An 11,823-nucleotide genomic window follows, 5' to 3' on the forward strand; every position below is an offset into this window, starting at 1 on the left:
ACGAAGAGGTGCTTACTTTAAATCAAACACGTACCTTAAAATAAACACTAACGCCATCAAATAGGTAATAACACTCACTTGTTTGTGCCTTCCCGTACCCAGCATGATGCCAACGTAAGTGATAAAACCCAATGCAATGCCTTCACTGATGCTGAACGTCAGCGGCATTGCTAACAAAGCAACCACGGCTGTGGCCAGCGCACCCAAATCATCGAAGTCTATTTGACGAATCGAATCCATCATCAAAATACCGACCATAATCAATGCAGGTGTTGTTGCCATCAAAGGAATGACTTTCATTAAGGGAGTAAGGAACAAGGCAAGTAAAAAGCACAGTGCGACTACTACGGCTGTCAAACCCGTACGGCCGCCCGATGACACGCCTGCAGCTGATTCAACATAGCTGGTTACGGGAGACGTACCCAGACCCGCTCCGACAACACTGGCTGCGGCATCGGCTGTCATAGCACTGCCCATTTTTGGCAGCTTGCCATCTTCGTCTAATAAGTTTGCTTTACGAGAAACGCCAATCAGAGTACCGATAGTATCAAACATGTTGACGAACATAAGGGCGAATATCAGGTCCCATGTTTCACCGAAATTGTTGATGGGGTACCAGATATCCATCGCAAAGAAAGTGTCTGAAATAGGTTCAGGCATGCCGACAATAGCGTCGGGTGTCGCCGTCAAATAACCCGACTCGGTTGGCACAAAGGCACCAATGAGGGTCAACAAAGCGATGGAGATTAAAATACCGCCCGTGACATTTTTCATGACCAGAATGATAGTAAAAATGATGCCTGCAAACGCCAATAGTACTGCTGGGTCGGACAAGTCACCTAAGGTAACAAATGTAGCAGGATGATCAACGATTAGCCCAGCGTTCTTCAAACCAATAAAAGCGATGAACAGGCCAATACCGCATTGCACGCCAATTTTTAGCGCATGGGGGATTGCTTCGGCAATTTTCTTTCTAACGCCAGTCAGCGTGAGTATCAAAAACAAGATACCGTTCCAAAACACAATACCGAGCGCGGCTTCCCAAGGCACTTCCCTTGTCATGCAAATAGTAAATGCAAAAAAGGCATTGAGGCCCATGCCCGGCGCCAAAGCAATGGGGTAATTGGTAAACGCTGCCATCAATAGCGTTCCCAGACAGGCAGCTAGCGCAGTAACTGTGATGAGGCCCTCAACTGGCATGCCGCTGAGGCCGAGAATTCCCGGGTTGACTACTAGAATGTAGGACATGGCTGCAAAAGTCGTTAATCCAGCGATGATCTCTGTTTTAAAACTCGTTCCATGTTCTTGTAATTTAAATATTTTTTCTACTAGTGACACTGATATTTGGTCTCTCAAAATTGGCGTTTTGTACGCGTGGTTTGCCAAACTAGAAGCAAAAAGTTGACCAAATAGTCAAAAATTGCTGTATATTTTTGTTCAAACCTATTATTGTTATCGCTATTGTATGTTATCGCCGCGCCGATTAAGGCAATGCGGGTACAACAAAGCAAGCAGTATTCCATTGCTTCGCACCAGTATATAAACATGATTAGTTGAATTTGCACAGGTTTTCGCAAGTTTCCTTTCATTGTAGTGCACTAAAGTTGTGCGTTAGTATCAAAGTGGTGCAATCCTGTGGGAGAGATAACAAATGACGGTACAAGCGCTTATTGCAGCATTGCCAAAAGTAGAGTTGCATCTACACATTGAGGGAACGCTAGAGCCTCAAATGATGTGGGACCTAGCGCAAAAGCATCAGATTGCCCTGCCATATGACAGCGTAGATGCAATTGCACAAGCCTATCAGTTCAGTGATTTGCAGAGTTTTTTAGATCTGTATTACCAAGGTGCTGATGTGCTTCGTGATGAAGACGACTTTTTTGCCCTGATGTGGGCCTATTTACTGCGTTGTAAAGAAGACAACGTGGTTCATACAGAGATTATGTTTGACCCGCAAACCCATACTCACAGAGGTGTTGGATTTGATGTGTTTATGCCCGGGTTTATCAAAGCGATAGCGCGGGCAAAAGAAGAACTGGGTATTAGTGTTTATCTGATTATGTCTTATTTGCGTCATCTATCTGAAGACGATGCACTGCAGACACTAGAACAGGCAGAAAACTACTACAGCCATATCACTGCGGTTGGTCTAGACAGTTCGGAGGTGGGGAATCCACCAGAAAAATTTGCTCGGGTGTTTGAGCGCTCTCGGGCATTGGGCTTCAAGTGTGTTGCTCATGCCGGAGAAGAGGGGCCGCCAGAATACATTTGGTCTGCGCTAGATGTGTTAAAGGTCGATCGCATTGACCATGGTGTGCGAAGTGCCGAAGACCCTACGTTGATGTCACGGCTTATTGAAACCAAGATGCCGTTAACGGTTTGTCCGTTGAGTAATTTGAAGTTATGTGTGGTCGATGATATGGCTCAACACAATATACTGAGTTTGCTTGATGCTGGTGTGACTGCAACGGTTAATTCGGACGATCCCAGCTATTTTGGCGGGTATATGAACGATAACTTCCACGCGTTAGAACAAGCGCTGGGCATGAACGAAACTCAGCTTAAACAACTGGCTAAAAATAGTTTCGCGGCGAGCTTTTTATCGCTGTCAGAAAAACAAAAGTGGATAGATATTATCGACACTTTCTAGGTTCGACATTCTCCCTACGCGGCGCTCATTGTGTGCAGAGCAAAGCGTAGGGAAGAGTGTTACTCTTTTACTGGGGTCGTTGATTCGTATTGAGCCCAGTTTTCAACCAATTCCTCTACGACCGTACTACCGACATCATACGCCGCCTGAATGGATGGCATCATACCAGCATACCCCGCACCTGAACTCTCTGATGCTAGGTTTTGGGCAGCAGTTAAGCCTGGGGGTTGCATTGTAAAGTTACTCGCAGTGCGTAAAACCATTAAGCGATTTTTATCCGCTTTACCCGCTTTCGTAAGGTATGATAAAGCCTGATAGGTACCGGTATCTTCCATCGCGGAAGTGACGAAATTCCCTTTGCCATCAGTCCAATAATCGGTCCACTCATTGGCCCATTGGTTAAATAGTTTACCGTGCCAAAATGTCGATGCAGCCAACTGATCACCTTTCATGACGCGGGGCGGCTGCATGGCTTTAGGATGGTCGGTGTACAAACCTCGCAATGCCTGCATCGGTTCGGTATCCAATATGGTGATTGACTTAGTTAGCTCGTAGGCCCAATCGCTCAGCGCTTTATTCAGAGCGAACACTTCTCCATTGTTTGAACTAGACAGGACAGATTCATCGCTGCTGGGGTAGGGCGCGTCTGCAAACAGTGGAAAATACCCCGTCGGCCAATCTTTGGGAATTTCCCTCCCGTCGATTTGGTGGGCAATATCACCGTCGACTAAATAGTCTGCCCATACCGCTGAGCCAATACTGCCATCAGCCGGGTCGATACCACTAATGCCTGCTACCAACCAATACGCTTTGGTCAAGTCGAATCTTGGATCTAAACCCAATCCCATAATTGCAGCAGATGCTCGGGTGTTACCCATACCAGTGACCATGCCAAGGACGCCAGTCTCCGGGTTGAGATAGAAATCGTGAAAGCCCGCAGCATAGTCGTAGCGCTGGTATAGATTCTGGCCTTGCTTCCACAGTTGAAATTCACCGGGCTTGTCTCCTTGGTCGTCACCGATTTCAAACATGGTGACGACAACAACTTTTATCGGTATTGGCGTTGTCGATTGTTCTTTGCTGCCACAGCCGGCGAGTAGCAGAGCGAAAAAAATGGTGATGACTAATTTTGTCATGATGTTCCCTCGTTTAGGCGTCGCTAATAAAAAAAGGGTAAATCAGCATACCTGATTTACCCTTTGAACTAAGCGGAGAAGCACTTAGAATTTGTAGTTAAACGTTGCATTCCAATGACGTGGTAGCTCTGGTAGCACAATTTGGCTACCAAACAAGTCAGGGAAGTTTGCACGGAAGTAACGTTCATCAGTTAGGTTCTTCACTGTTACGTTAACTGACCAATCATCGGCTTCATAAGCCAAGCCCGCGTTGACCAGTGTGTAAGCTGGCAGCGTCACAGCGCCAGAGAAGCCAGATGATACTTCATCAACATCAACAACACTGACGTTTGCTGCATAACCATTCTGGAAGTCATAGGTCGCAGTAAGTGTGTAAATGTTTTCAGGAATACCCGCTTTCAGGCCTTCTGGGTTAGACGTACCTTCACCAGCAAGGTTGAGACCGATCGCTGAGCCACCGTATAAAATAGACGGGTCAGTGATTAATGGTAAGTCTTCAGCACCAAAGAAACCAAACTGGTTACCACCGTCAACCGTCGTCAAGTTTTTCACTTCAGTCTTCGAGTAACCTGCTGACAATACTAGGTTTTCGTTAACTACCCAACGTAACTCAAGTTCAACACCTTCGTTTTTCGTCGTTGCGTTAGTCACAATTGCCTGTGCATTAAAGTCAGTACGTTCTTGGTCGTAAATAGACAACGCAAAGTAAAGTGAATCATCAAGGAATGAACCTTTCACACCGTATTCGAACAATTCAGAGGTATCGAAGGCACCGTCTTCCTCGACCTGATCCACTGAAATTTCAGCACCTTGGCCTGCGACTAGTGTCGCTTGTTCAGCAATGGTGATGTAAGGAATGAAACCAATTTCAGTTTTATAAGAGATACTGGCATTCCATGATACCCCATCAACCGTATCTTCCGCATACGAGTCAGGAATTGGGCCTGCGTCTGGGTCGTCGAACACACGAGTACGGACTAGGATTAAGTCTCCCGGAGTCTCACTTTCAATATCAATGGTGTCATAACGTGCACCCAATACTAGGTTCAAACCCCAATCCCAAGTGATATCGGTCATTACACCAAAGCCCAAGTCGAGGTAATTACCACGACTATAAGTGGTGTAATCGTCGTTGATGCGAGTTGCTAACAAACGACGATCTAGGGCAGTAGATGGGCCTGTCAGGTCACGACGGTCAAAGTATTCGTTGTTGAAATCATCGCCGTGGTCAAAATCTGTGTAACGAATTGAAGGCGAGATTTGGAACTGGGCTAACATACTGTCAGATTCATATTCCGTAGCGAAAACCAACTTGTCTTCGATTACCCAGCTGTCGTGGAACTGTGAGAAACCGTACGCATTTTCGTTGAGGTTTTCATACGCTTCATAGAACAACTGGTTTTTGATTTCCCAGTTGTCTGAATAGTAAATCGCATCAAAGTAGAGCGTGATAACTTCGTTTTGAAGCGTATCATCAGGAGCAACAAGTACCTGAGAGCCATTTAATTGCGCAGTTCCTGGATTAACCAAGCCCATTTCTGGCGCAAAGAAATCAGGACCAACAGTATTTAACGGCACAGCGGGTGTAAAGATAAATGGGTTAATCAGGTGCGCAACTGCGTCGTATTCTTGGTGAGAGATAGAGCCATCACCATCGGTATCTAGTGACGTTGGACTACCCGTAATATAAGTACCATTGTCGATAAGATCTTGAGTCAAACGGTTCCAACCCGCAACCTGGTTACCGTCGTAATCGTGATACATTCCGCCGAACTCTAAGCGCAGTTCATCAGAGATATCAACGTTAAATGATGCTTGCAATACGGTTTGGTCAGTTTGCGTATTCTCATAATAGCTATCAGAGTTTTCTACTTCACCGTACAAGTAGTAGCCCATTTCTTTACCACCAATGGATGTTGGGCCGCCTACTTCCGCTGTAAGCACGCTCTTATCCCATGAGCCTGTGGTATATGATAATGCTCCGGTTGGCGCTTCTAGATATTGACCAGAAGAGGCACGAGCTGATTTGGGGTTAAAGTTTAGGTAGCCACCGATTTTCGACGGACCATAAATAGGTGACGCCGGGCCGCGAACGATATCGATTCGGCTAGACGCGCCGATTGGCGTAGGGTAGTTACCTGGGTTATCTAGACGTCTTACACCACGGAAATACACTTCGCCCGGTGTACCACGTACGTCCAATGAACCAGCAACACCAAAGAAAGACTGAGTAAATGTACCAGGAGCGAAGGCAACTAGCTCATCGATATCAGTAACGTTAAAACGCTCCATTTGTGCGTCAGAAATCGTCGACGCCGAGCGTGGCGTTTCAAGTATCGACTTGCCAAAACCAAATACGGCTTCAACGTCTTGACCCGGAAGACTGCCCAACGAGCCTTTTACTTCAATGCGTTCTACATCCGCTTCTTCCGCTTCTTGTGCCAGCGCTACTGTTGGCATCAATACTGCGCAACTCAATGCGACAGCGCGTGCAAGTGGAGAGCGTGTGAAATGTGTGTGTTTCATGCGTTTCCTCTGACTTTTATCGTTTTATTGCTCGTTGTTCGAGCTTACTCATTTTGTGCAACAAACCTACTTTGCACATTCAATGCCAGTTGTTGTCCAAATGGTCAAGAAATGCGCTCTTTTTAAGTTGTTGTTTTATATGGTTTTTAATTTCACTGTAAAATATTGGAGTTAATTAAATGTAAAGGTTTTCCTTTACCTAAAATTTGATGCACCAATATGGGGCTTGGTGCACCATGAATATCTCAGCGTAGCAGAAGTTTATGAATATTCCTTTTCAGTCTTTAACGTCGTTCTTTTATGCCGTTTTCCAGGCAAGGTTAAAGTGAGTAAAACCGCGACTAATCCCGATGTCGTGACCGGTGAAGATAACGCGTACTGAGACCATTGAGGGAGGCCTTGTAAGGCGCTTGGTACCATCATCACACCGACGCCAGCGCCCAGTGCACTGGCGACAATTAGAGAGTCTCTTCGGGTAAGTGGGTTTTGAGTAAGCAGCTTTAAACCACCTACTGCTACCATGGCAAACATGATGAGCGTAGCGCCGCCGATAATCGGTTTTGGCAAAGCCTGTAGAACGCCTCCTATCACGGGGAAGAGGCCCAAAAGCATGAGTAGGCAACCTACGGCAATGCCCACCCGTCGACTGGCGACACCGGTTAGTTGGATCACGCCATTGTTCTGACCGAAAGTGGTATTGGGGAAACTGTTGAGACTGGTGGCGATGACAGAATTGATACCATCGGCAAGAATACCTCTCTTGATACGCTGCAAGTAGCTATCCCCGCTGACAGGTAGGCGACAAAACAGACTGTTAGCCGTGAGATCGCCTGCCGTTTCAATCGCGCTAAAAAAGTAAATAAACGCGACGGGCAAAAACAGGCCCCAATCAAATGCAATCCCATATTTAAAGGGATGTGGAAGAGAAAACGCTGGCAGTGTCGTTGCACTGGCAATCGACAATTGCCCTTGCATCCCCGCGATAATGGCACCAACCGCAATCCCAACAAATATGGCAGATAAACGTGCTAAGGGAAGCGGTGACGCATTGAGAAAAACGATGACGAGAACCACAACTAGCCCCAACAAGAGCTCGGAGGGCGCGCCAAAGTTGTCGGCACCGAAGCCCCCAGCTAAATCTGTCATTCCCACCTTGATGAGAGACAAGCCAATGGCAGTGATGACTATACCTGTGGTTAAAGGCGTAATGATTGTTTTGAACCGATGAATAAAGACGCTGAGTATTACCTCAACAAGCGCACCCGCCATACTGATTCCGAGCATCATGGCCATAATGTCAGCATTGCTACCTCCTTGGCTTTTGACCGAAGCTCCGGCTATGAGTAAAGCGCCAATGAACGCGAAGCTAGTCCCTTGCACCGTCAACAAACCACTGCCAACGGGACCGAATCGACGACTTTGAATAAATGTGCCGATACCTGAGGCCAACAGTGCCATACTGATCAAGTGAGGCATTTCGTTATCTAAGCCCAATGCTGAGCCTATGATAAGTGTTGGTGTAACAATACCGACGAAACTTGCGAGTATGTGCTGAAAGGCGACAACTATAGTTTGGCGTATTGGTGGTTTATCATCGAGAGAATAAAGCAAATCACTGTTTGAGCTTTGCATGACATTTCCAATTTGAACGGGATATGTCACCAATAAAGCAATTTGCTGACCAATTAGTCAGTTTTTGTGAGTGAGAGCGTGAAGAGCGAGATTCCTCGACTTTTGACGTGAAGGGTTATCCGGTTACGAATCGACTTGCGCCGATGGGCTGCATTATGCACTTAAGTGGTGCGAGAGAGGAGGGGATGTTGCCACCCCCAAGCGGTCTAGAGAGTTAACCCTTCAGGTAAGGTAACGAAAATGGAATGGCGCACTTCATTGTAAAGCGCTTTGCTACAATGTCCTTCCCCTTCAGTGTCCTCTAGCAACAGAACGTCACCGGCACCAAATACCTGACGCTCACCGGATGAAACTTTAAACTCAGCCCTGCCTTTGAGAATGAATAGTAACTGTCGGGCTGGGGCGGGGTGCCATTTGAAGTCATAATCAGCAGGTGTCTCGCGGAATATGACGGAGCCAGCAGGAAACTTTTCGGACAGCAGTCCGATGGGGCCACCATCTGCTAAAGGGATGTCGATTTCACCAAAATGGCTTTTACCGGCGTCATCATTGTAAATTCGTTTGATTAACATGGTTTCTCCTAAACCTGCTCTGGTGGTTGAAATTGGCTAACAAAGTGGTGAAGTGTAGCGAGGCTAATATCCACATCTTTCGACGTAATTGCTTCACCGGGGTGATGGCTTATGCCTTTTTCGCAACGAGTAAACAACATGGCGACAGGGCATATGTCGGCAATGGCCATTGCATCATGACCCGCGCCAGACAACAGGGTTAATGAATGCCCTTGGCAATGTTCAACGGCCGCTGTTAGCTGTTCTTGTAGGTGATTTGAACAGACTACAGCCGGTGCGCTGTGGGTTTGTTCATAGTTAACCTGTAGATTACGGCGCTGGGCGATTTGCTCAAACGCGCTGATAATCTCTGTAAGCGTTGTATCTCTTAGGTTGTCATTGTCGCTGCGAATATCGAGACTGAATTGGGTTTTACCTGAAATGACATTCACACCGTTAGGACGGTTATCGATTTTACCGACCGTCGCCACAACGCCACTGTTGGCGGCAATTTGCTCTACGGCAAGAATCATCTCACTGGCACCTGCCAACGCATCTTGTCGCAAACCCATCGGCACCGTTCCCGCGTGCCCAGCAAATCCTGTGACAGTAAATGCAAAGCGTTTTGCCCCAGCTATGGCACTGACAACACCAACGGCGAGATCGCGCTGCTCAAGCACAGGCCCCTGTTCTATGTGTAGCTCTACATAGGCATGTACGCTTGCAGCATCGACTTTGCTGTCATTTACAGCTTCAAACTCCAAACCAAATTCAGCAAGAGCTTGTCGAAGTGATATACCGTCGACATCCGTCAGGTCAGCCCATTCTTGTGGCCAGTTGCCGACCAGTGCCCGGCTTCCCAGCAATGTTGAGCCAAATCGAGTACCTTCTTCATCGCCGAATCCGACTATATCGATGTGAAAAGGAAACTCAGCGCCTGTTTTTGCAAAGTGTTGCACCATTGCGATTGGCGCAATGACACCCAGCATGCCATCGTATTTTCCACCGTTTGGTACCGTATCTAAATGGCTACCTATCAGTAAGCGCTTGGCATCTTTGGCCTTGCTCTCATAGCGACCCCACAGGTTTCCTGCGCCGTCTTGCCATGTCATCATGTTGGCTTGTTCCATCCAAGACGCGACAAGTGCATTGGCTTTTTTGTGTTCTGCTGTCAGGTAGCGTCTGTCTACATGATTGGGGTGTTGGCTAATCGCACCCAATTCATCACATCGAGCCATTACCTGTTCAGCTAGTGCCTTGAATTGACTCATTTACGCGCTGCACCGTAAACATCAAACGCGGCATCCACACCTTCTCCCGGCGCTAGCTTGTGACCTGCGCGGCGAAGCACGGTTTCCAAAGATTGCAGCGTGTTGTACACCGCATCGGGTCGAGCGTTATAACCCATGGTTCCAATACGCCAGATTTTGCCTTGAAGAGGGCCAAAACTCGTGCCGATTTCGATATTGAAATCGTGCAACATTTGACTTCGAATAGCCTCGCCATCCACCACGTCAGGAATGTATACACCCACCACATTATTCATTTTGTGCGCAAGGTCGCCAAAAGGCTGAAGGTTCAATGCTTTTACCCCTGCGAGCATAGCGTCTCCAGCTAATTTGTGGCGACGAATGGTGTCGTCAATGCCTTCCTCTAGCAAATTGATCGCACACTCTCGAGCACAATAAAGCATAGAGGCTGCTTCAGTGTGGTGATTTAGACGCTCTTCACCCCAGTAATCCATGATCATAGGTAAGTCGAAGTAGTTGGAGCGAATGCGTGAAGATTGGCCATCTTGGTGGTGTTCACTGCGTATACCCGCTTCAACGTGGCGACGTTTATTTACCATATCGACATAGCGTTGGCTCAGCGTAACCGGCGCGCTACCTGACGGTCCGCCGAGGCATTTCTGAAGGCCAACAGACACAGCGTCAAGTTGCCATTTGTCTGTTTCGAAGGGGTTTCCACCAATTGAAGCCGTCGCGTCGCTGTAAAATAGCACACCGTGTTCACGACAGATGGCACCTAAATGTTCGAGAGGCTGAAGCATGGTGGTAGATGTGTCACCTTGTACTACCGCTAACATTTTAGGCTGAACCCGTTTGATAGCTTCTTCGATCTGTTCAGGCTGGAACACTTCACCCCATGGTACTTCAATGGTGTGTACTTCTGCATCACAACGCTGGGCAATCTCAGTCAGCAAGTGTCCAAATCGGCCAAAGACCGGTACTAACACCTTGTCTCCGGGTTCTATAGCAGACACCAGCACGGCTTCAATCCCCGCACGTGATGTACCATCAATCAAAAAGGTTTGTTGGTTTTGCGTGCGAAACACATCGCGATACAGCGCCATGGTCTCATTCATATAGCCAGTCATCACTGGGTCGTATTGGCCGACCAGTTGAGTTGACATCGCAGTGAGTACTCTTGGATAACAGTTGATTGGGCCTGGACCCATCAATAAGCGAGGAGGTGGTGATAATACTTTCATTGCGAATTTCCTACATAAATAACTGAGCAAGCATACGGACACCGGTAATCATCAAGACTACGGCGAAGACTTTCTTGAGTTTCTGGGCATCGAGTTTTGCTGCGAGGGACGCGCCAATCGGCGCAAATAGAACCGTCAGTGGCACGATGCAAACAAACCCGACTAAATTGACTAAGCCGAAAGTACCAAATGGCGCATCGGCTGGTGTGGTACCCACGATTAACATGGTAATGGCGGCGGGTAACGAGATAATTAAGCCAACTGCTGCGGCTGTTCCTACTGCTCTGTGAGCGGGGTAATTGCAGAACGTCAGCATAGGGACCGTAAGTGTGCCGCCACCAATACCAACAAGAGAGCTGAACAGACCTACACTGGTCCCCATCAATGCTTGGCCAGGCTTACCCGGTAGGCCTTGGAACAGTGCTTTTTTGCCACCAAACAACATGTTGATTGCGGATAAGGTTGCGATCACACCAAATAGCATGGTCAGCCATTCGCCGTTAACTCGTGTCACCAGCCAGCTGCCGACTAACACGCCTACGAGGATAAATGGCCCCCAAATTTTTAGCAGTGCGAAATCGACATTGTCTTTAGCTTTGTGTGCGCGAATGGAGCTGATTGACGTCGGAACGATTGTCGCTAACGAAGTGGCTGTCGCGACGACCATAGCCGACTCGGGAGAGACCCCAAATGCTTGAAACAAAAAGTACAACACAGGCACGATAACAATACCGCCACCTACTCCCAGCAACCCAGCTAACAAACCAGCAAATACACCTGTGCCAATGAGTGCGGCGATAGTGGGAAGATTCTCTATAACGAATTGCATAAAATGAC

9 protein-coding genes are annotated in these 11,823 nt (G+C 47.5%); 1 reads left to right on the forward strand and 8 read right to left on the reverse strand.

Annotated features, from left to right (window positions below):
- Positions 1–12 precede the first annotated feature (12 nt).
- Positions 13–1,338, reverse strand: coding sequence for an NCS2 family permease (locus tag AC27G9_RS00825; protein WP_487070039.1), 1,326 nt, complete (start codon positions 1,336–1,338; stop codon positions 13–15).
- Between the two features lie 313 nt (positions 1,339–1,651).
- Here AC27G9_RS00825 and AC27G9_RS00830 point away from each other — a divergent pair, with 313 nt between their 5' ends.
- A complete protein-coding gene (locus tag AC27G9_RS00830) occupies positions 1,652–2,650 on the forward strand; it encodes an adenosine deaminase (RefSeq protein ID WP_487070041.1) in 999 nt (332 codons plus the stop codon).
- A 59-nt stretch (positions 2,651–2,709) separates the two neighbouring features.
- Here the strand turns inward: AC27G9_RS00830 and AC27G9_RS00835 are convergent, their stop codons facing one another.
- From AC27G9_RS00835 to AC27G9_RS00865, 7 genes are all read right to left on the reverse strand, one after another.
- Positions 2,710–3,786 carry a purine nucleoside permease gene (locus AC27G9_RS00835; protein ID WP_487070043.1) on the reverse strand — a complete coding sequence of 359 codons (1,077 nt, stop codon included), beginning with the start codon at positions 3,784–3,786 and terminating at the stop codon, positions 2,710–2,712.
- 84 nt (positions 3,787–3,870) lie between these two features.
- Entirely contained in the window at positions 3,871–6,312 is a 2,442-nt protein-coding gene (locus tag AC27G9_RS00840) for a TonB-dependent siderophore receptor (RefSeq protein ID WP_487070045.1), read from the reverse strand.
- Positions 6,313–6,573: 261 nt separating this feature from the next.
- Positions 6,574–7,944 (reverse strand): uracil-xanthine permease family protein, encoded by a 1,371-nt coding sequence (locus AC27G9_RS00845; RefSeq protein ID WP_487070047.1) that lies wholly within the window; start codon positions 7,942–7,944, stop codon positions 6,574–6,576.
- Positions 7,945–8,150: 206 nt separating this feature from the next.
- Positions 8,151–8,516, reverse strand: a complete 366-nt coding sequence (locus tag AC27G9_RS00850) for a cupin domain-containing protein (protein ID WP_487070049.1) — start codon at positions 8,514–8,516, stop codon at positions 8,151–8,153.
- A gap of 8 nt (positions 8,517–8,524) precedes the next feature.
- Positions 8,525–9,766, reverse strand: coding sequence for an allantoate amidohydrolase (locus AC27G9_RS00855; protein ID WP_487070051.1), 1,242 nt, complete (start codon positions 9,764–9,766; stop codon positions 8,525–8,527).
- Positions 9,763–10,986, reverse strand: a complete 1,224-nt coding sequence (locus AC27G9_RS00860; protein ID WP_487070053.1) for a pyridoxal-phosphate-dependent aminotransferase family protein — start codon at positions 10,984–10,986, stop codon at positions 9,763–9,765. The genes AC27G9_RS00855 and AC27G9_RS00860 overlap by 4 nt, the downstream gene beginning before the upstream one ends.
- Before the next feature lie 10 nt (positions 10,987–10,996).
- The gene (locus AC27G9_RS00865) at positions 10,997–11,815 is read right to left on the reverse strand and encodes a sulfite exporter TauE/SafE family protein (RefSeq protein WP_487070055.1); all 819 of its coding nucleotides are present in this window, start codon (positions 11,813–11,815) and stop codon (positions 10,997–10,999) included.
- Positions 11,816–11,823 lie beyond the last annotated feature (8 nt).

The sequence above is a fragment of the Alteromonas sp. 5NS40-0096 genome (genome assembly GCF_057544385.1).